This window comes from Rahnella sp. EDr1-12 (assembly GCF_049206505.1).
Lineage (GTDB): Bacteria > Pseudomonadota > Gammaproteobacteria > Enterobacterales > Enterobacteriaceae > Rahnella > Rahnella rivi.
Genome location: NZ_JBLZNY010000003.1, coordinates 388,022 through 407,916, shown reverse-complemented (window position 1 = coordinate 407,916; position 19,895 = coordinate 388,022). Strand labels below are relative to the sequence as shown.

Annotated in this window: 22 protein-coding genes; 10 read left to right on the top strand and 12 right to left on the bottom strand. The window is 55.8% G+C overall.

Annotated features, from left to right (window positions below; translation table 11 throughout):
• Nucleotides 1-33 precede the first annotated feature (33 nt).
• From ACO0U8_RS15645 to ACO0U8_RS15625, 5 genes are read right to left on the bottom strand one after another with little or no spacing between them, the layout of a single operon-like run.
• Nucleotides 34-627, bottom strand: a complete 594-nt coding sequence (locus tag ACO0U8_RS15645) for a PqiC family protein (protein WP_421671177.1) — start codon at nucleotides 625-627, stop codon at nucleotides 34-36.
• The gene (locus ACO0U8_RS15640) at nucleotides 624-2,219 is read right to left on the bottom strand and encodes an intermembrane transport protein PqiB (RefSeq protein ID WP_421671176.1); all 1,596 of its coding nucleotides are present in this window, start codon (nucleotides 2,217-2,219) and stop codon (nucleotides 624-626) included. The genes ACO0U8_RS15645 and ACO0U8_RS15640 overlap by 4 nt, the downstream gene beginning before the upstream one ends.
• Nucleotides 2,212-2,835, bottom strand: coding sequence for a paraquat-inducible protein A (locus ACO0U8_RS15635; RefSeq protein ID WP_421671175.1), 624 nt, complete (start codon nucleotides 2,833-2,835; stop codon nucleotides 2,212-2,214). Before ACO0U8_RS15635 ends, ACO0U8_RS15640 begins: the two co-directional genes overlap by 8 nt.
• Nucleotides 2,832-3,449, bottom strand: coding sequence for a paraquat-inducible protein A (locus tag ACO0U8_RS15630; protein ID WP_421671174.1), 618 nt, complete (start codon nucleotides 3,447-3,449; stop codon nucleotides 2,832-2,834). Before ACO0U8_RS15630 ends, ACO0U8_RS15635 begins: the two co-directional genes overlap by 4 nt.
• A 12-nt stretch (nucleotides 3,450-3,461) precedes the next feature.
• Nucleotides 3,462-4,124, bottom strand: coding sequence for a DUF3313 domain-containing protein (locus ACO0U8_RS15625; RefSeq protein WP_421671173.1), 663 nt, complete (start codon nucleotides 4,122-4,124; stop codon nucleotides 3,462-3,464).
• 260 nt (nucleotides 4,125-4,384) lie between these two features.
• Between ACO0U8_RS15625 and ACO0U8_RS15620 the strand changes: the two genes are divergently transcribed.
• The 3 genes from ACO0U8_RS15620 (at nucleotide 4,385) to ACO0U8_RS15610 (ending at nucleotide 7,406) form a co-directional block, all read left to right on the top strand.
• Nucleotides 4,385-5,503, top strand: coding sequence for an ABC transporter substrate-binding protein (locus tag ACO0U8_RS15620; RefSeq protein WP_421671172.1), 1,119 nt, complete (start codon nucleotides 4,385-4,387; stop codon nucleotides 5,501-5,503).
• 71 nt (nucleotides 5,504-5,574) lie between these two features.
• Nucleotides 5,575-6,627 (top strand): FecCD family ABC transporter permease, encoded by a 1,053-nt coding sequence (locus tag ACO0U8_RS15615; RefSeq protein ID WP_056779587.1) that lies wholly within the window; start codon nucleotides 5,575-5,577, stop codon nucleotides 6,625-6,627.
• Complete coding sequence (locus tag ACO0U8_RS15610; RefSeq protein ID WP_421671171.1) at nucleotides 6,624-7,406, top strand: ABC transporter ATP-binding protein; 783 nt, start codon at nucleotides 6,624-6,626, stop codon at nucleotides 7,404-7,406. The genes ACO0U8_RS15615 and ACO0U8_RS15610 overlap by 4 nt, the downstream gene beginning before the upstream one ends.
• A gap of 53 nt (nucleotides 7,407-7,459) precedes the next feature.
• Here the strand turns inward: ACO0U8_RS15610 and dctP are convergent, their stop codons facing one another.
• Nucleotides 7,460-8,497 (bottom strand): TRAP transporter substrate-binding protein DctP, encoded by a 1,038-nt coding sequence (dctP, locus tag ACO0U8_RS15605; RefSeq protein ID WP_421671170.1) that lies wholly within the window; start codon nucleotides 8,495-8,497, stop codon nucleotides 7,460-7,462.
• A 148-nt stretch (nucleotides 8,498-8,645) separates the two neighbouring features.
• Nucleotides 8,646-11,060: a TonB-dependent receptor domain-containing protein gene (locus ACO0U8_RS15600; protein WP_421671169.1), complete on the bottom strand. Its 2,415-nt coding sequence runs from the start codon at nucleotides 11,058-11,060 to the stop codon at nucleotides 8,646-8,648.
• A 377-nt stretch (nucleotides 11,061-11,437) separates the two neighbouring features.
• On the opposite strand from ACO0U8_RS15600, the gene ACO0U8_RS15595 reads away from it, so the two are divergent.
• The 3 genes from ACO0U8_RS15595 to ACO0U8_RS15585 all read left to right on the top strand — a co-directional run bounded on the left by ACO0U8_RS15595 (nucleotide 11,438) and on the right by ACO0U8_RS15585 (nucleotide 13,412).
• Nucleotides 11,438-12,049, top strand: a complete 612-nt coding sequence (locus tag ACO0U8_RS15595) for a TetR/AcrR family transcriptional regulator (protein WP_421671168.1) — start codon at nucleotides 11,438-11,440, stop codon at nucleotides 12,047-12,049.
• Between the two features lie 68 nt (nucleotides 12,050-12,117).
• Complete coding sequence (locus tag ACO0U8_RS15590; protein WP_136376717.1) at nucleotides 12,118-12,930, top strand: siderophore-interacting protein; 813 nt, start codon at nucleotides 12,118-12,120, stop codon at nucleotides 12,928-12,930.
• The gene (locus ACO0U8_RS15585; protein WP_421671167.1) at nucleotides 12,930-13,412 is read left to right on the top strand and encodes a PadR family transcriptional regulator; all 483 of its coding nucleotides are present in this window, start codon (nucleotides 12,930-12,932) and stop codon (nucleotides 13,410-13,412) included. The genes ACO0U8_RS15590 and ACO0U8_RS15585 overlap by 1 nt, the downstream gene beginning before the upstream one ends.
• A 55-nt stretch (nucleotides 13,413-13,467) precedes the next feature.
• Here ACO0U8_RS15585 and map read toward each other — a convergent pair whose 3' ends face one another.
• On the bottom strand, nucleotides 13,468-14,268 hold the full coding sequence (gene map / locus ACO0U8_RS15580) for a type I methionyl aminopeptidase (protein ID WP_056779562.1): 801 nt from the start codon (nucleotides 14,266-14,268) through the stop codon (nucleotides 13,468-13,470).
• Nucleotides 14,261-14,515, bottom strand: coding sequence for a ParD-like family protein (locus ACO0U8_RS15575; protein WP_056779560.1), 255 nt, complete (start codon nucleotides 14,513-14,515; stop codon nucleotides 14,261-14,263). Before ACO0U8_RS15575 ends, map begins: the two co-directional genes overlap by 8 nt.
• A 159-nt stretch (nucleotides 14,516-14,674) precedes the next feature.
• Here ACO0U8_RS15575 and ACO0U8_RS15570 point away from each other — a divergent pair, with 159 nt between their 5' ends.
• Nucleotides 14,675-15,064 (top strand): hypothetical protein, encoded by a 390-nt coding sequence (locus tag ACO0U8_RS15570; RefSeq protein WP_056779557.1) that lies wholly within the window; start codon nucleotides 14,675-14,677, stop codon nucleotides 15,062-15,064.
• A gap of 94 nt (nucleotides 15,065-15,158) precedes the next feature.
• Here the strand turns inward: ACO0U8_RS15570 and ACO0U8_RS15565 are convergent, their stop codons facing one another.
• The 3 genes from ACO0U8_RS15565 to ACO0U8_RS15555 are packed head-to-tail and all read right to left on the bottom strand — an operon-like array spanning nucleotide 15,159 to nucleotide 16,946.
• Nucleotides 15,159-15,455 carry a pentapeptide MXKDX repeat protein gene (locus tag ACO0U8_RS15565; protein WP_183849300.1) on the bottom strand — a complete coding sequence of 99 codons (297 nt, stop codon included), beginning with the start codon at nucleotides 15,453-15,455 and terminating at the stop codon, nucleotides 15,159-15,161.
• Between the two features lie 50 nt (nucleotides 15,456-15,505).
• A complete protein-coding gene (locus ACO0U8_RS15560; protein WP_421671166.1) occupies nucleotides 15,506-16,309 on the bottom strand; it encodes a molybdopterin-dependent oxidoreductase in 804 nt (267 codons plus the stop codon).
• A gap of 10 nt (nucleotides 16,310-16,319) precedes the next feature.
• On the bottom strand, nucleotides 16,320-16,946 hold the full coding sequence (locus ACO0U8_RS15555) for a cytochrome b/b6 domain-containing protein (protein ID WP_421671165.1): 627 nt from the start codon (nucleotides 16,944-16,946) through the stop codon (nucleotides 16,320-16,322).
• Between the two features lie 152 nt (nucleotides 16,947-17,098).
• On the opposite strand from ACO0U8_RS15555, the gene ACO0U8_RS15550 reads away from it, so the two are divergent.
• The 3 genes from ACO0U8_RS15550 (at nucleotide 17,099) to ACO0U8_RS15540 (ending at nucleotide 19,711) form a co-directional block, all read left to right on the top strand.
• Entirely contained in the window at nucleotides 17,099-17,821 is a 723-nt protein-coding gene (locus ACO0U8_RS15550) for a response regulator transcription factor (protein WP_136376720.1), read from the top strand.
• 3 nt (nucleotides 17,822-17,824) lie between these two features.
• Nucleotides 17,825-19,291: a sensor histidine kinase gene (locus tag ACO0U8_RS15545; RefSeq protein ID WP_056779543.1), complete on the top strand. Its 1,467-nt coding sequence runs from the start codon at nucleotides 17,825-17,827 to the stop codon at nucleotides 19,289-19,291.
• Between the two features lie 99 nt (nucleotides 19,292-19,390).
• On the top strand, nucleotides 19,391-19,711 hold the full coding sequence (locus ACO0U8_RS15540; protein ID WP_421671164.1) for a DMT family transporter: 321 nt from the start codon (nucleotides 19,391-19,393) through the stop codon (nucleotides 19,709-19,711).
• Nucleotides 19,712-19,895: the final 184 nt, after the last annotated feature.

The following is a 19,895-nucleotide window of genomic DNA, read 5'->3' as shown; positions in this document are numbered from 1 at the left end:
ATTTGATGCAAAAGGTTTTGTGATTTTCTTTCGTCAGCGGCACTGGCGCATTCTTATGCTCTCTGCCATGTCTTGTGCCACCTCGCGCATCAGCGACTGTTGCGCGCTGACCAGTCCGGCATCGCCTCCCCGCGTCGTTTGCTGATGTTGTGTGCGGCAGGTGAGGAGCTGTTCTTCGGCGGATCCTGCCGCAAAACTCAGCCGCCAGGTGAGGGCAATGCTGGCGCGGTTTCCCGGCCAGGCATCGAAACGCTGAACCGCCACGCTGATGCCGACCACCGGTTTATCCTGCGGCGGCGTCAGCCCGCTGATTTCGGTGGTATTAAGCAAACGTTCCAGCTGGCCGGTAAGCGCGCTGCGCATTTCGTCCGGCAGCGGCGAGGCCCACAGGGCGTCGTCGGACATCACCATTTCGCCGTCGCCTTTGCGTGTGACCAGTTGCGGCTGATTCAGCTGTTCCGGCACTGTCACCGGGTGAATGCGGATCACGAACGGCGCGGCGGCCACGGCGGGCGGTGCGCTGTCGGCGGCGGTCACCAGCGTGTAATAGTGCGGCGGCGTGGAGGAGGCACAACCGCTGAGTAGCAGCAGGGCGCAGGCGGTGTTTACAGCAGCGGTAAGTTTCATGGGTGTTCCTTCGGGTCATTCTGTCTGCCGGTCAACAAAGCCTGCGGCTGACGCGTCAGTAAACCGGTCAGTGTGCGCAGGGAATAGAGCGTGCGCTGGAATTCGGCCAGCGTGCTGAAGAGCGGAGAGTCCGCCGCCAGCAGCGCCTGCGCGACTTTCATTGTTTGATCCAGCTGGCGCAAGGTTTGCGTGGTTTGCGGCAACACCTGGCCGTTCACCTGAATCAGCGTCTGATTGAGATTGCCCAGCGTGGCGTTGAGATTATTGCCTATCGACTCAATGGGCATTTTCGACACTTTGCCGATGATGGTGGCGAGCTGTTCCTGCAAATGGTCGAAGCCACCGTTCAGCGTCGGAATGCGCAAAGGGCGGGCGTTGAGATCGAAAGGCACCGGCGCGGCACCGGGAACAAAATCGAGGGAAATATACAACTGGCCGGTCAGTAAATTGCCGGTACGCGCCTGTGCCCGCAGGCCATGCTGCACCAGATCGCGCAGGAAAAAGGCGGCCTGTTTATCGCCATCTTTCTGCGGTTTAGGCAGCTTTTGCAGCACGCGGCCTAAACGGTTCGGGTAGACCTCGAGCGTGACCACCGAAATAAAGCGTGAGCCCGCCGGTTCGAAATCCAGGTCGATCGCCGTCACTTTGCCAAGCTTCACGCTGGAAAACTCCACCGGCGCGCCGGTTTGCATCCCGCGTAAGGACTGCTGAAAACGCAGCTGAAGGATTTGCGGTGGGCCGTCCTGCGGGGCCATCGCCGAAACCTGATCGTCTGCCAGATGAAAGACGCTGTGGCCGCCGGAGGGGAGAGGCGCGCCACTTTCCGGCGGATTGGCAAACGCGATCCCGCCTGCTATCACCGAGGCCAGTGTCTGGGTTTTCAGCTGTAACCCGTCGGAATTCAATGATAAATCGACGCCGCTGGCATTCCAGAAACGGGTGGATGGCGTGACAAAACGGTCGTAGGGGGCATCAATGAAAATATTCACACTCACGCCCTTGCCGTCCGGGCGTAGCGCGTAAGAAGAGACGCGGCCAACCGGTATCCGCCGGTAATAGACCGCCGAGCCGATATCCAGCGAACCCAGATCGTCGGCCACCACTTCAAACTGTTTGCCGGGCATGCCGTTTATCACCGTCGGCGGCGATTCCAGCCCCTGAAAAAGACTGCCGGATTTCTCAGAGGTGCCGGTGTCGAGACTGATGTAAGCGCCCGACAGCAACGTATCAATGCCTGATATGCCGCCCATACCGACGCGCGGGCGAACCACCCAGAAACGGGTGTCGGCTTTCGCCAGATTTTGAGCATTCTTCATCAGCGATACCGTGACCAGAACGCGCTGGCTGTCAGGGCTTAACACAATGGATTTCACCAGCCCGACGGTGACGTCTTTGTATTTCACTTCGGTTTTACCGGCCTGTAATCCGCTGGCTGTCTGAAAGGTAATGGAGACTTCCGGCCCGGCGGACATCCAGAGCTGCATCAGCAAAAACAGGCCGGTGAACGCGGCGATCCCCGGCACCAGCCAGATAAGCGAAGGACGCCAGCGGCGCGGCAGGATCTCAGGCGGGGGTGAGTCGTGGTCAGTCATTCTTTTTATTTTCCCAAAGCAGACGCGGGTCGAACGTCAGTGCGGCCAGCAGAGTGAACATCACCACTGCGCCAAAAAAAACAATGCCGATGCGGGGTTCGGCGGTGCTGAAACCGGGGAACTGCACCAGCGCGGCGATGATCGCCACCACCATGACGTCGAGCATTGACCAGTAACCGACATGTTCCGTCAGGCGGAACAGGCGGGATCGAAAACGCTGGCCGCCGGTCTGCGGCCTTTTAGCCGCGATCAGCAGCCCGCCGAGGATCAGAAATTTGGCGCAGGGCACAACGACGCTGGCGACAAAAATGATCGCCGCGATGGCGTAATCACCGGAATTCCAGAATCCTGAGATTCCGCCAAGAATCGTGCTCTCCCCGCCGTGACCGGCAAAGCTGTTGTACATCACCGGCAAAAAATTGGCGGGCAGGTACAGCAGCAGACCGGTCAGCAGCAGCACCCAGGTTTGCGACAGACTCTCCGGGTGGCGGGGGTGCAGCGGCGTGTTACAGCGCGGGCAGGGCAGATCCTGCACCGCCTGCACATGCTCACACACCAGCCCGCAGACAGGGCAGCGCACCAGACCCGCAGATAACGCCTGTCTGACCGGCTTCATCCGCGCTTCTCTTTCAGGGTTTTCAGTCTCCACAGCGAATGAAAATCCTGATGATTGATTACCGGGAGTAACAGGCATAACCCGAGCAGCGCCCAGGTGCCGGGGCCGGTGGTGATGTGCACCAGCCCGGAGAGTTTGATGGCGGCGATCAGAATGCTGAGCAGCGCCACTTCCGCCATGCTCCACGGCGCAAGCCCGGCCAGTAAACGCATGACGGGCGCGAAGCCCGGTGCGGTTTTATTCCGGCAGGCGTGCCACAGCACCCAGCCCAGCAGCAGGATTTGCAGGCACGGACAAACGATAATCAGCAACGCCAGCGGAATAGCCAGCGGCGAGGCGTAACTGTGCGCCAGCGCCACCGTGGTTTCCGCTAAGGTCGTCGCCTGCGACTGACCGTGAAACTGAATTTCCAGCACCGGAAACAGATTGGCGATGATAAAAAACACCGCCGCCGTCACCGTTAATGCCAGCCACTGTTCCAGACTCAGCCAGCTTCCCCGGTACAGCACGGCATGGCAGCGCTGACACCGCGCGGCCTCGCCGGACCGCACGGATTGCCGGGTATACAGGCTGTCGCAGTGTTTGCAAATGACCTGCTGCGGGTAGATTTTCATTCTGCGTCCCGTTTATTTCAGCTGTTCTTGCAGCTGTTCGGCGCCAATGTCGAGGCCGGTTTCAGCCGCGCTCAGCGCACCCCAGCTCGCGCCGATGTTCAGCGAGTTCGGATACTGTTTGGCGATGTAAGCGCTGAGCAGCTGGTCAGACGTTGCATCGTAAATTTCCACCGCGTAGCTCACCGAGCCGGTGAACGAGCCCTGTTTACCCCGGACGGACTGAACGATGTTGTACGGCCCGCCCATCAGATCGAAACGGGAGAACGTGCCCAGCACCGGCGTGGTGGTTTCGGCTCCGGTCAGCGTCAGGCGGATGCGCAAGGTGCCGGGCGTCTTTGTCTGCGTCAGCGGGAAATGCTGACCGACACTTTTGCCAAATGCCTGGTGCATATAGTCCGCCAGCGCCTGCTTCTGTTCGGCGGAAACATCATCAAACTGGGCATCCGGCCCCTGATAAATCACCACCGGATCGAGGATCGCTCTGGAGTATTTATTCCAGTCCGTCGGGATGCTGTAGCGGTATGAAATGTGGCCGGATTCATCCTGCGTATCAGGTTTCATCCGGGAGGAAGAGGTGACCCCGGTGTAGGGCACAGGCTGGGTGCTCGCGCACCCGGTGAGAAAAGCTAAAGAAATCAAGGCTGCCAAAGAATAGCCGTTCGTTAACGCAGACATTCGTCTTACCTTCTGTCAGGAGTCGCAGCGGGACATCGGTTTGTTTTCACATCAAAACCGTACGGTACGGTATATTTATGAAGTAAGACTTTTCCGCTGTCAAGAAAATGTACACCCCGGTTCAGTTATGCACGGATTTCCACGCAGGCTGTGTTAAATCACTTGAAAGAAAATGTTTATTTGTGTAAATAAAAGCGTCAGACGTAATTGATAATAATTTTCATTCAACTTGATTTACTTACCCTGGGAAACTGAACTTCATGGCTGCACACACTCTTACCCTGCGCTCGCTGGCCTGCGCGCTGTCATTCGCGACGCTGAGCCTCAGTGCTTCTGCTCTGGCAGAAATCAAAACCCTTACCGACGTGATCGGACGTCAGGTAAAAGTCGATCTCCCCGCCAAGCGCGTGGTGGTGGGTTTTTATTTTGAAGATTACATGTCCGTTGGCGGGGAAAAGGCCTACGACTCGGTTGTCGGGATTTCACGCGAAGCGTGGGAAGGCTGGGTGCCGGCAAACTGGCAGATGCACGTTGCACATCGTCCGTCGCTGAAAGACATCCCTGACGTGGGCGAAGTTGAAGCGCAGAGTTTCTCGGTAGAAAAAGTGCTGAGTCTGAACCCGGATTTGCTGGTGCTGGCCGACTGGCAGTTTAAAGCGCTGGGCGCCGACGTGGCGCGCATCGAGAAGCAGGGCATTCCGGTGGTGGTCATCGATTACAACGCGCAAACCGTTGAGCGCCATGTGGCCTCAACCCGCGTACTGGGCACGCTGACCGGGCAGGAAGCGCGCGCCAGTGAAATGGCGGATTTGTATGCCTCTTCCCTGAAAGAGGTGGCCGATCGCATCGCCGCCTCCGGTAAACCTAAGCCGAAAGTGTATGTGGAATTCGGAAACAAAGGGCCGGAAGAGTATTCGTTCACCTACGGTAAAAATATGTGGGGCGCGATGGCTACCGTGGCGGGCGGCGACAACATCGCTGCGCCGTTTGTTGAGTGGTGGGGGCCGATCAACCCGGAGCAGGTGCTGGCGTCAAAACCGGATGTGATCTTCATTTCAGGGCGTGAAAACAATAAAAATCCGTCAGCCCTGCCGATGGGCGTGGGCATTAGTAAAGCCGAAGCGCGTGAGAAGCTGAAAGGCTTTGAAAACCGTCGCGGCTGGGCTGAATTACCGGCAATCAAAAACGGCCAGTTGTACGGCGTTTATCAGGGCGCGTCCCGTACCCTCTCTGATTTCGCGATGGTGCAGTACATGGCGAAACAACTCTATCCGGCGCAGTTCAAAGATATGGATCCGCTGGCGAACTACCTGAACTTCTACAAAAAATATCTCCCTGTCACCCCGCAAGGCACGTTTGTGGTCGGTCTGAAAGACTGATCCTGAGGGGGTGTGATACCGGGGCGCTGCCACTGAGCAGCGCTTCTTGCGTTTTCTGACAGGGGATTTTGATGACCATTTCCACCGGACGGAGCGAAGCGATTTCCGCTCACCGCGCGCGTGAACGTAAACGCTGGCGCTACGTTCTGCTTTTTGTGCTGTTAACCGCCGTCAGCCTGGTGTTTGATATTGCCACCGGCCCGTCGATGTTGTCGCCTTCCGAAGTCATCCGCTCGCTGACCGGCATTGGCGAACGGGCGGCGATGACCGACGCCATCGTGCGCGAGTTCCGTTTGCCGATGGCGCTGATGGCGTTAGTGGTCGGTGCGGCTTTAGGCGCGGGCGGCGCGCAGATGCAGACGCTGCTCAACAATCCGATGGCCAGCCCGTACACGCTCGGCATGGCCGCTGCGGCCGGGTTTGGCGCGGCACTGAGCCTGGCATTTGGCGGTTTCGGGCTGAACCCGATGATTTCCGTGCCGATTGGCGCGTTTATCTTTTCGATGATCGCCGCGCTGTTTCTGTTCATGCTGGCGTCAATGCGTACGGTCAGAACCGAAACCATCATTCTCGGCGGTATTGCCCTGCTGTTTTTGTTCCAGTCACTGTTGTCGCTGATTCAGTTTTTGTCGTCGCCCGAGCTTTCGCAGCAGATCTTATTCTGGCTGTTCGGCAGCCTGACCAAAGCAACCTGGCCGACGCTGGCGCTGACCGCGGTCACCACCCTGGTGTGCTGCCTGTTGCTGATGGCGGATTCGTGGAAACTGGCGGCGCTGCGCATGGGGGAAATGCGCGCGCTGAGTCTGGGCGTTAACGTCCGGCGGCTGCGGATGAAAATCCTGATCATCGTGGCGGTGATGACCGCGACGGCGACCAGTTTTGTGGGGGTGATAGGCTTTATCGGGCTGGTCGCGCCGCACATCGCCCGCATGATGGTGGGCGAAGATCAGCGCTTCTCAATGCCGATGTCGGTGCTCGCCGGGGCGCTGATGCTCTCGGCGGCATCGGTGTTGTCGAAGTCGATTGTGCCGGGGGCGTTATTCCCCGTGGGTATCGTGACGGCGATTGTCGGCGTGCCGTTCCTGTTGTGGCTTATCTTCGCACCGCGCAGGAGAACCCTATGATGTGGCTCGACAATGTGAATATTCACCGGCAGGGACGCACGATCATTGGCGGGGTCAGCACGCATCTGGAAGCCGGTAAAATCCATGTGATCATTGGCCCGAACGGCACCGGTAAAACCACGCTGCTCAACGCCATGTTTGGCGAACTGGCGCTGGCGCAAGGGCAGATCCGCTGCGGCGAACGCACACTCTCGCCCGGCAAAGTGCGGGGGAAATCGCTGCACGGCTGGCGTGATGCGATAGCCTATCTTCCTCAGGACACCACCGCCGATATCGACCTGACGGTGCTGGAAGTGGTGGTGCTCGGGCGGCTCGGCAAACTGGCGCTGCACATTGATGATGAAACGCTCGACGCCGCGATGCAGCGACTGGAGCAGGCGGGCATTGCGCATCTTGCCGGGCGTGAAATCGCCTCGCTGAGCGGCGGGCAGCGGCAGATGGCGCTGTTTGCCCAGGTGATGATGCGCGAACCCGACGTCATGCTGCTGGACGAGCCGGTCAGCGCGCTGGATCTGAAACATCAGATGTCGTTGCTCAATCTGGTGCGTCGCGAAACCCGTGCGCGTGTCTGGGTGACGGTGATTGTGCTGCACGATCTCAATCTGGCCTGCCAGTATGCCGACAATTTACTGGTGGTCGCGCAGGGGAAAATTCAGGCCGCAGGTAAACCGCGTGACGTCGTGACGGCAGAGCTTATCGCGCAGATCTACGGCGTGGAGGTGGAAGTCTTGCAGGATCGCGCAGGAAATCCGGTGATTCAACCGGTTAGCGGCGGGTAAAAAGACATCAGACAGGGGCGGAGCAAACGCCTCTGTCTGACATTCGCCACAATTTACTTCATCGCCTGCGTCATGATGTCAGTGACCTGTTGCATCGCCGGACCGGCGTCTTTCACGCCTGATACTTCCTGCCTGATCACCCAGTCGGCCTGAATCTCCCGATAACGCGTCACCTGTTGCCAGTGCGCCACTTCGCTGTGTTGCAGAACGCGTACCTTCGCCCCCTGTTTTCGCAGCGCTTCGAGCTGCGTTTCAAAGTGACTGTCCGTCACTGAGCCCGCGGTTTGGTACGCGGTGTTGGCGGCGCGGGTGAGGGCGTCTTTATCTTCCTGCGCCAGACCGTTCCAGACGTTCTGGTTCATCACCAGCAGATACACATGCCCGAGCCACAGCTCTTTTGAGACTAAAACGTCCGGCGCCATCTGGTGAATGTTGAGATCATAACCGCTGTCGACGTTGACCATAATGCCGTCCAGCGCGCCGGTCTTAAAGGCGTTAACCGTCTGTGCGCCCCACGGCATGGTCACCGGTTTTGCGCCCGCATTGCGCAGGAAATCCTGATGCCAGAAACTGGCTGAACGCCACGTGGTGCCGGTGATGTCTTCCAGATTTTTCAGCGGATGCGTGCTGAAAAATGCCACCGGATAGCCGGTCGCAGAGAAGAGGTTCACCACATTTTCTTTTTTAAGCTCCGCGCTGAAGGTGGGGATTTCAGCAAATACGCGGCGGAAAAACGCGATCTGCTGAGCGCCTGAAGGCCCGACCGGAAAGCTTTTAAATATCTGATGCAGCGGTAACTGTTTAGCGGCGTATTCCGGCACCACTATGCCGATATCAGCCGTTTTACCTTCGCCGACGGTGCGCAGCGCGTCGTAACCGGTGGAGAGTTCACCGCCCCAATGGGCTTCAATTTTCAGGCGACCCTGAGATTCTTTTTCTATCGCCGGAAAAAGTACGTCTTCAATAAAGCGGGTACGCATCGCGCCCGCCGGTTCGTGATCGGTATAGCGCAGGGTCGTGGTCGCCGAAACCGTGAGGGGTAACAGCAGCAGGGCGAGGGCCAGTGCGACGGGTTTTCTGATTAATTCCATGTAATCTCTCAAGGTAAAAAAGGAAAACGCCTATTCTGACGTTTCAGCATTGGGCGAAACGTGCGCGCCGACAGGTTTCATACGGATAACAAAAAAGGCGCCATGTTTGCACATGACGCCCCTGATTTTTACCGTGTGGAATTATCGTTTAGAAATCGACGTTAACGCCCAGCTGGAAGTTACGGCCTGGCATCACGGCCAGCGCTTTGTTGTAAGCATCCTGATTGGTGGTGTCTGTCAGCGTACGGCTGCTCAGATAATCCCAGTATTTACGATCGGTGAGGTTGTACACGCCACCGTTGATTTTCACGTTCTTCGCCACCTGCCAGTACGCCGTCGCATCTACCATGCCGTAGCCCGGCACGTTCATGTACTCCACCGTGGAATCGGCGATTGGCGTGCCGCTGTTGGTGTAGCTCTGACGGTTAGTAGATTCGGCTTTTTTGCCTTTCACGAAGGTCGCCGTCAGCGCGGTGCCGTACACGCCGGACGGGTCATCCCACGCCACGCCTGCCACCAGTTTCATTGGCGGAACGCTGTCGAGATCGACGTATTTGTCGCCTGCGTAGCTGGACTTGGACTGACCCTTCGCGTAACCCAGGGCGAAGGTGGTGCTCAGGCCATTCACATCGCTGAACCAGGTGCCGTAGTCAATTTTGGTGCTCAGCTCGCCGCCGTAGATGTACGCTTTATCGCGGTTTTCAGCCTGATAAATCGTATAAATGTTGGAGGGCACGTTGGTGAACATGTTGCCATTGGCCGCGCGGGTGTAGCGGGTGTTGGCGATGAAGTTCTTGTAGGTGTTGTAGAACACGGAGGTTTTGAAGCTCACGCCTTGCGTGGCTTCCCCTTTCACGCCCCACTCAAAGTTGTTGCTGGTTTCGGTTTTCAGATCGGTATTACCGATCAACGCATACTGCGCAGCGCCCGCGTAAGACGAACCGAGGTTCCATGAGCCGTAAAGCTGGCTGGCATCCGGGAACTGTGCGCCGCGTTTGTATTGCAGATAGGTCATCAGTTTTGGCGTCAGATCATAAGTGAACGCCAGAGAAGGCAGAACCTGTGTATCCGTATTGGCTTTGCCGTACAGAGTGGAGACGGAATCTTCCGACACCACATTGTTGGACAGGTCAGACAGGTCTGTCGATTTGGTGTTCTGATACGCCACGCGCACCGCAGGGATCACCGAGAAGTTATGACCATCGAGGTCAAACTTCATGGTGTCTTGCAGGAAGCCGCCCAGAATGTAGCTGCGGCTGTTGGCTTCCGGCTGCATGGTGGTGGTGTAAATGCTCTGCTCAGGGCTTTCGCGGAACGGACGTTCGGTATTGGATACGCGACCGTTGATCCCGGCGCTCAGCTCATGGCGGCCAAGGGTTTTCAGCCAGCTGGTTTCCGCGCCGTAGGTGTTGACGTCATAGTTGGAATAGACGTTCATCATCTGCTTGCTGGCGTTCGGCATGTAGGTGTTGTCGTGCGCCTGCGTGTACTGGTAATAGACTTTGGAAACCACGGCGTCAGCGAAATCGTTAAACGGCGTCCATTCGTCTTTCAGGCTCACGCCCCAGCGGCGGGTGTTACTTTGCTGCTGTGCGGTGCCCAGCACGGCGCTGCCTGCGCTGTTCCACGCATCGTAATGGGTGTGGTTAACTTTTTCGTAGTAATCCAGCGTACCGGTGAATTTGTGTTCATCGTTTGGCTGCCAGATCCCGGAGGTCATAATCGCGTTGGAGTGCCAGTTGGCCGGATACGCGTCATGCGTATCGCTGTTGTTACGGGTTTCCTGACCGTCACGACGGCTGATCGCCACCAGCCCGCGCAGTTCCTGGTCGCCGGCGGCGGCAGTGATGCCGTTGTGCCATGAGCGATCGGAGGAGCTGTAATCTGACTGGTAACCGAAGTAGGTTTCTTTGCCCGGACGCAGATAATCGTCTGCGGATTTAGGCAGGAAGGAGACGGCACCGCCGATGGAGGTGTTGGCGCGCTCAGCCGAGGTGGCACCGGATTCAATATCCACCTGACCGTACATGTACGGATCGATGTAGTCACGGCCAATGCCGAACGTACCCAGACCGGCGCGGCTGGCGTAGGCGCGGCCAGTGGCGCTGGGCTGCGGAATGCCGTCGACGTCGATGCTCACGCGGTTGCTTTCCAGACCACGAATGTTGTAGCCGGTGTAGCCGGCGCGGTCAAAGCCGCTTTTGCCGTTACCGGAACCGCCGCTGGAACCCGTTGCGCTGATCAGCGGTTCATAACGCATGATCGTACCGAAATCTTTACCGCCTTTTTTCTGCATGTCGGCGGCGGTGAGGGTGGTTTTCGAGCCCGGTTTTTTATCCGGCAGCGTCTCGGTAACCGTCATGACTTCTTCGTTGCTCTGCGCCAAATCCTGCGCGGTACGCACAGGTTTCTTCTTGGTCACTTCAGAAGAGGTCTGGTTTTGTGCCAGATCGGTGGTGTCTTTTACGGCTTCCGCTGCGTGTACGTTAAAAGTGGTGGTGAGAATCGTCCCCATAAAAACGACGTTTTTCACCAAACCCTGCTGTGAAAAGGATTTGAACATGTGTTTTTAGTCCTGCACTGATTTTTTAAGTTCTGCTCAACAAAACTGCCCTGCAAATTCTAAGACGCACTGGTGATTCTCTTCCTGAGAAAGCCTTTGTCCTTATAAAATATGGGTTTATTTTTAGCGATACCCATTTTGGCGTTGGTGCGAATGATAATGATACTGATAATTGTTATCAACAAAATGATAAAGATAAATGCGTTTCTTAACGGAATCTTTGCACTTCGTACGCCGCAAGGGGCGTTTCAGGCTGGCTTTACAACCCCTAAACCCGCAGTTAGAGTGAAGGTATACAAGAACTGTACCGTACAGTTTAGCGCCCGGCGGCGGCGATTCTCCCTTTGCCGGTGCCGGAAAATGTCTCAGGAGGGAAGATGAAAGTTCGTACCGAAGCCCGCAGGGAAGCGATCGTCGAAGCTGCCGCAAAGTTGTTTCAGGAAATGGGCTACGAGCGTGCGTCAATGAACGAACTCGCCAGACGCCTCGGCGGTTCCAAAGCCACGCTTTACAGTTATTTCCCCTCGAAAGAGGCGCTGCTGGTCGCGGTGGTGAAAGCTTTTACGACCGGGCATCTTGCCGAAGCGGTTGACGGGCTGGACGTGGCTTTTGCCGATCTGAATTTAGAAAACGTGCTGACGCGTTTTGGTGAACGCATGTTGCTGGTGCTGACCAACGACAGCACCGCGCTGGCGGTATACCGCATGGTGATCGCGGAATCCGGGCATTCGGACATCGGCACGCTGTTCCATGATTCAGGCCCGCGCGAATCCATCGGGGCGCTGGCCGCGTTCATGACGGTGGCGATGGAAAAAGGGCAACTGGCGCAGGCCGATCCGCACCTGCGCGCGCAGCAATTCCTGGCGCTGGTGACCGCTGAAACCAATATGCGCATCTACCAGCAAAACCCGGAACCGCTACAGATTGCCGAGATCCGCCAGCTGGTAGTGAACGCCGTCGATATGTTTTTACGGGGTGGCGTGCGGTAAGGTACTTGCGTAAAACATTCCTAAGATATATCTTTCACGGCAACTGATTCCCTGAAAGAGAGAAGAACATGGAACAACATCGCACTGATTTACCTGCCGCCAACTTGCCGGTTCGCGTTAAAAACGAGCTGGCTTTTCGTGATCTCACCGTGAAGCGCACTGAAAATCTTGCAGGCTGCTTTAAGCGGATTGTCCTCGGCGGAGAAGATCTGAAAGGTTTTACCTCCCGTGGCTTTGATGATCACATCAAACTGTTTTTCCCTGCCAGCCAGGGGGATGTGGTCACGCCGCCGGTGGCCACCGAAGAGGGCATTGTGTGGGGTGAGGGGCCGCGTCCGCTTAACCGCGAATACACGCCGCTGCATTTTGATGCGCAGGCCAACGAGTTAACGCTCGATTTTTACCTTCACGACGGCGGTGTCGCCAGTGAGTGGGCGGAGGGCGCGAAGCCCGGCGATAAGCTGATTATCGGCGGTCCGCGCGGTTCGTTGATCATTCCGATGGATTATCAGTGGCAATTGTACGTGTGTGATGAAACCGGTCTTCCGGCGCTGAAACGCCGCCTGAGTGAGCTGAAACAGGCCGCGACAGGCGCGAAAATCACCGTGCTGGTGAAAGCCAGAGACGCCAGCTGTGTGCGCTATCTTGAAGACGAAAAAGACGTCAGCGTTGAGTGGATCATTGGCGCAGAAGACAGCGACGATCTTGAAACCGATGCCCTGATGCAGAAAGTCAAAAGCCTGTCGCTGCCGGACAATGATTTTTATATCTGGGCCACCGGCGAAGGCAAACGGGTGAAAGCGCTGAACGACTATTTCACCGTCACTCAAAAATGCGATCCAGCCTATGTACGCTGCGTGGCTTACTGGCACAATAAATAATGCTGATGAATAAACATCGTCGCGAAAGAATGTTTGAAACCGGAGACATCCGGTTATTAATGCTGCATTTTCTAAAGCAGCGTCCGGCGCATGGTTATGAATTGATTAAGGCAATCGAGGAATTAGCCAAGGGCGAATACACACCGAGCGCCAGTATTATTTATCCCAATCTGACTTTTCTGGAAGAGCAGGCGTTAATCTGTTCTTCTCAGGAAGAGGGCGGGAAGAAACAATATACCATCACCGCAGAAGGGGCCGAATCGCTGGCACAGCAGGGCGAATTACTGAATGCGGTAACCGGCAAACTGCATTCGCTGGCGATATTATCGAATAACCGCAGTATTCCGGAAATGCAGCGGGCCATTAATAATCTCCGCATGGCGTTAAACCTGCGGCTGGCGAAAGGCCCTGTCGGGCAGGATACGTTATTTAAAATTGTCGATGCGTTAGATCGCGCGACAAAAGACATTGAGCGCAGCTAAACCGCGCGCCAGAAAGCAAAACGCCTCCGGACGGAGGCGTTGTAGTATCAGAGCATTAATTCTCTTCAGGCCACGGCGTCAGGATCTCATAGCCCGTTTTCGTCACCGCAATCATATGTTCCCATTGCGCCGACAACGAGTGATCTTTGGTCACGACCGTCCAGCCATCGCCCAGCACTTTGTTCTGCTTCTTACCGGCATTGAGCATCGGCTCGATGGTAAACAGCATGCCTTCCTGAAGCACCAGCCCGCGGTTTTTCTCGCCGTAATGCAGCACCTGCGGATCTTCGTGATAACCCATGCCGATACCGTGACCGCAATACTCTTCCACAATGGAGAAGCCTTCGCGGTGCGCCACGGCGGCGATGGCAAAGCCGACATCGCCCAGCGTCGCGCCAGGGCGCACCACCTCAATACCGGCCATCATTGCTTCAAACGTGGTGTCCACCAGACGGCGCGCCATAATGGAGGGCTCACCGGCGTAATACATGCGGCTGGTGTCGCCGTACCAGCCGTCTTTGATCAGCGCCACGTCAATATTGACGATATCGCCTTTTTTCAGCGCCTTGTCGGAAGGAATGCCGTGGCAAATCACATGATTAATGGAAGTGCAGACGGTCTTCTGATAGCCCTGATAACCAATGTTGGCCGGGATCGCCTGCAGTTCATCCACGATAAAATCGTGGCAAATGCGGTCCAGCTCATTGGTGGTGACACCCGGTACGACGTAAGGGGTGATCATGTGCAGCACGCGGGCGGCCAGTTTTCCGGCGATGCGGGCTTTATCGATGCCTTCCGGGGTTTTGATCATCCGGTTGTTATTAACGAAATACCTGCTGTCTAAACCACTATTCATTGCTTGCCTTCCTGTGTGTGCCACCCACGTTTAACAGCGTGCGGATACTGCCGGTGTTTTCATCCGACTCCAGACTGCATTGCACCAGCAGCCGCGAAATTTCACTGTGCGTCATGTCCGGATGGGTTTCCATCAGCATGCCTATTTTCATCCAGTGTTCCGCCTGCGCATTCATCGAACGCGTATAGGCCAGACTGGCGATACGCAGATTTTCATGCATCAGTTCTGAAATCTTAATGATACCCATCGGGCGACCTCGGCAGTATACGAATCATATATGTTTCGTATACTACGCAAAATATCCCCTAAACTCAACCGGCGCATGTCATGACACCTTTCAGCCAATGGCGTATATTGTGGCGACTTTTCAGTCTCTTATCGCCAATGATAAATTCAAAAGGTTTACATGAAATCTACAAGTAAGTTACTTATTGGGCTGGTGTGCATTTTTTCACTGGCAGGCTGCTCGCGTACTGAACCGGTATTAACGCCACACACCACCATTACCACGCATAATTCGGAAGACCAGATTAAAACCGCGATCATGAGCGCCGGATTAAACCGTGGCTGGATCATGACTGCTGGCGGACCTGGCGTGATCAATGGTCGTCTGAACAACCGTGATCACGTGGCGAATATCCGCGTTAATTACACCCAAAACAGCTACACCATTAATTATGTGAGCAGTTCTAATCTGCTGGCAGAGAAGGGTGAAATCCACCGCGGATATAATCACTGGGTGAATAATCTCGATAACGATATTCAGATCCGTCTGGCTTCCACTGCCGCGAAATAACGATTTTTTGCTCCGCTAAGACAAAGCAAAACGCCTCCGCTGTAACAGACGGAGGCGTTTTTTTATGCCTGAGGTTCAGGCAGCGGGAGCCGGATTACTGGCCGGACGGCTCTTTTTTCATTGCATCTTTAGACATGTTGTCTTTGGACATACTGTCCTTCGACATAGAGTCTTTCGACATACTGTCTTTTTTCATGTGATCTTTGGACATGCAGTCTTTGCCCATGCTGTCTTTCGCCATGGTATTTTTACTCATGCTGTCTTTTTTCATGCAGTCTTTCGACATGTGGCCCATGGTGTCTTTTTTCGCCATGGCATCAGCGGCATAAGTGGTGCTGACCGCACCCATCATCAGACAAGCAGACATCATCATTACGGTTAATTTTTTCATGGTCATTCCTTCTTTCAGGTTTTAAGAGACAAAGGTTTTGTATGGCGTGTTCAGCTTCCGCCGAACCAGTTGTAGCCCTGATCTTCCCAGTAGCCACCGGTGAATGTGTTCGTTATTTCAATCACTTCTATATGCTTGGGGTTTTTGTAACCCAGCTTTGTTGGCATTCTCAGTTTCATCGGGAAACCGTATTTTCGTGGCAGGATCTGCCCGTCATAAGTCAGCGCCAGCAGGGTTTGCGGATGCAGCGCCGTCGCCATATCAATGCTGGTGTAATACTGATCTGCGCATTTAAAGTTGACATATTCTGCCGTGAGATCTGCCCCAATCAGGCGGAGAAAATCCCCGAACGGCACGCCGCCCCATTTACCGATCGCGCTCCAGCCTTCAACACAAATGTGGCGCGTGACCTGGCTGACCTGCGCCATCTTGTACAGCGTTGGCAGTGACCATTCGCGTTTATCCAGCGCCAGACCGGCGATTTTCAGACGATAAGCGTTGCCGTCGACTTCCGGTGCGTCGTCTTCGGCGTAAAACGCATTAAACGGAAACGGACGGGTGATCATCGATTCGGCATACACCGGCGCGAGACGCGTCGAACCGAACAGCCAGCCCTGTACGCGGTCGTTAAAGCCCGAAATCTTACCGAGCGCGTTTTCCATGCTGGCGTTATCGCTGATGTCGCAACCGGTCAGCATCGCCACGCCGCCGAGGGTCAGTCCGCGCTGTAAAAACAGGCGACGCGAGGGCGCATCCAGTTGACGGATAATCTGTTTCTGCGCTTCCTGCACAATGGCTTCGCTGTCCGACGGGCTAAAAATCTGGCTGATACTTTTTTTGATGATGTTTTTCATCGGGTTTTCCTTAACGTCCGCGGATCATGGCGATCAGCGTTTTTGGCACCAGCGCCACCATCACTACATGCAGCACCACAAATCCCACCAGCGAGGCCATCGCCAGAAAATGCACGTAACGCGCGGTATCGAAGCCGCCCATCAGTTCGCGCAGCAGCGGAAACTGCACCGATTTCCACACCACCAGCCCGGAAAGCACCAGCACAATGCCGTCAAACATCACGAACACATAGGCAGCGCGCTGCACCATGTTGTAGTGGCGTAAATCGCTGTGTGACAGCGTGCCGCGAAGCGCCGCCCGCAAATCGTTGAAAATACCGCGCGGGGTCAGCGGCCAGAATTTCTGTTTCAGGCGGCCGGTGAAAATATTCATCAGCAGGTAAAACAATCCGTTAAAACCAAACAGCCACATACCGGCGAAATGCCACTGAATCGCGCCGCCCAGCCAGCCGCCGAGCGTCACGGTGGAGGGGAAATCAAAATCAAACAGCGGTGAAGCGTTATAAATCTGCCAGCCACTGGTCACCATAATCAGCACCGCCAGCGCGTTCAGCCAGTGCGTCAGGCGCAGCCATAAAGGATGAACCGTGACCGGGGATGGTTTCACCGCCGGAGGTAAAGTTGTGTGTGTTGTCATGATGTCTGCCCGCCATCTGCCCTGTTGATGTCATCAGTATCCGGCGGATTTGTTCCCGAAGACCTCACGCAAAGTTAAATTAAATGTGATAACTCTGAGGCATTCGCTTGTGTAGACTCAGGGAAGAGATTGGAAGCAAGGGTTGAGAAAAAATGGATAAAACGAAGAAGATCCTGATTGTCGAAGACGACGGTGATATTGCGGATTTACTCAGTCTGCATCTGCGTGATGAAGGCTATGAAATTACCCACGCCGCTGACGGCAATCTGGGTGTGGCGCTGCTGGAAAAAGGCGGTTGGGATGCCCTGATCCTCGATCTGATGCTGCCGGGCGTTGACGGCCTGGAGATTTGTCGCCGTGCCCGCAACATGACGCGTTACACGCCGATCATCATCATCAGTGCGCGCTCCAGTGAAGTACACCGCGTGCTGGGGCTGGAACTGGGGGCTGACGACTATCTGGCAAAACCCTTTTCCATGCTCGAACTGGTGGCGCGGGTCAAGGCGCTGTTCCGCCGTCAGGAAGCCATGAGCCGCAATATGAAGATGGATGCGGGCACGCTGAGTTTCTCCGGGCTGGCGATTGACCCGATCGCGCGCGAAGTGATGCTCAATCATCAGCCGGTGGAGCTGACGCCGCGTGAGTTTGATCTGCTGTATTTCTTCGCCAAAAATCCCGGCAAAGTGTTCTCCCGCCTCAGCCTGCTGAATCAGGTCTGGGGCTACGAGCACGAAGGGTATGAGCATACGGTGAACACCCACATTAACCGGCTGCGCATCAAGATAGAAACCAATCCGGCCGAGCCGGAACGTATTCTGACCGTGTGGGGCAAAGGCTATAAATTCGCGTCTTCCGTTGAGGAGGCGCAAGGGTAAATCATGAAAAATCTCACGCTGGCACAAAGACTGACACTGGTATTTACCTTGCTGCTGATCGCCTGCTGCGCGCTTTCCGGCTATATGCAGGTGCGCTCGAGCAATCAGTACAGTCAGGCGGTGATCCAGCGTTTGTCGGCCAATCTTGCCACGCAGATCGCCGCCAATAATCCGCTGCTCAGCCAGGGCGACTGGGATCCGAAAGCGGTGCATTCGCTGTTCAACCAGCTGATGGCGGTGAATCCGAGCGTCGAAGTGTATCTGCTCGATAACAACGGCAACATCGTCGGTAATGCCGCGCCCGCGGGGCGGCTGCAACAGCAAAAAATCGATCTGAAACCGGTCACCGCGCTGTTGCAGGGCGCGAAAATGCCGGTGTACGGCGACAACCCGCGTGATCCGCAAACCCGTCAGGTGTTCAGCGCCGCGCCGTTGCAGGTGGACGGCGTGACCAAAGGCTACGTGTACATTGTCCTGCTGGGTGATGAATACACCGCGCTGACCAGCGACGCACAATATCAGTCGGCCATTTATCTGGCGCTGCGCTCGATGGGGCTGGTGGCGCTGTTTGGTCTGCTGGCCGGTGCGCTGGCATTCCGCTGGGTGACGCGTCCGGTGCGTAAACTGACGCAACAGATCGCCCGTCTTGACAGCGGCGGTATGGCCGCCATTCAGGCACTGGCGAAAAGTGAACCGCCGGCCGGTGCGCCGCGCGATGAAGTGGCGCAGTTGCAACTGGCGTTTGTCGCGCTGGCAAAACGTATCGATCAGCAATGGCAAAGCCTGATGGTGCAGGATCAACAGCGCCGTGAGTTTATCGCCAATATTTCCCACGATTTGCGCACGCCGCTGACCTCGTTGCACGGTTATCTGGAAACGCTGTCAGTAAAATCGGACCACCTGAGCAACGAAGACCGGCAGCGTTATCTCAACATTGCCCTGACGCAGAGTAAAAAAGTCGGGCGTCTGGCGCAGGAGTTATTCGAACTGGCCCGTCTGGAATATGGCGTGGTGAAGCCGCAGAAAGAGCCGTTCTCCCTGTGCGAGCTGGTGCAGGACGTCTTCCAGAAATTCGAACTGGCGACCGAAACGCGCGGGCAAAAACTGCTGGCAGATATCACGCCGGGCATTCCGCTGGTGAATGCCGATCTGGGTATGATCGAGCGCGTGCTGACCAATCTGCTGGATAACGCCATCCGCCACACGCCGCAAGGCGGCACTATCGAAATCAAACTGTGGAAGAGTGAAGGGCAGGTGATGGTGCAACTGAAAGACTCCGGGCCGGGCATTGCGGCGGAGCTGAAAGACAGCCTGTTTGTAAGGCCGTCGATCCTCAGTGCCAATAAACACCGGGCAGGCGGGCTCGGGCTGATGATTGTGCGCCGCATTCTGCAACTGCACGGCAGCGATATCCGGCTGATTGAAGAGCCACAGCGCGGCGCGTGTTTCCAGTTTTCTGTGCCGGTGTGAAACTCTGCGTTATAATTTTCTCTCACAACGCTGACTGGACGACCAGAGATTCGGCATTACTCTTCAGGGACGACCCTGGCACAGTAAAAAGGACAGGTTATGGCCTGGGTATATTTGTTTTTCGCGGGGATTTTCGAAGTGATCTGGTCGGTGGCAATGAAAGAATCTCACGGTTTCAGCCGCCTTGTTCCCAGTATTATCACCATCGTCTTTATGCTGCTCAGCTTCGCGCTGCTCTCTGTTGCCATGAAAACCCTGCCGCTCGGCACGTCTTACACCGTCTGGGTCGGCATCGGTGCGGTGGGCGCTTTTATCCTCGGCGTGACCCTGTTTGGCGAAAGCCTGAGCCCGCTGCGGGTCGTCGCCGCGCTGCTGATTTTTTCCGGCGTGGTATTGCTGAAGTTTGCGACAAAAGATTGAGTGACCGGTTAAGTCAATCAAAAGCCGCTCAGGAGAATGAGCGGCTTTTTGTATTGCGGGCTAGAGAGCGATCAATGCAGAGTATTCATACTCAGATATACCTTCATACTCAACGTTATGGCATCTCTTTAGCATTATCCGTAAGGTATTCGAAAACAGTGATGGACTGAATCAGGCAGGAAAG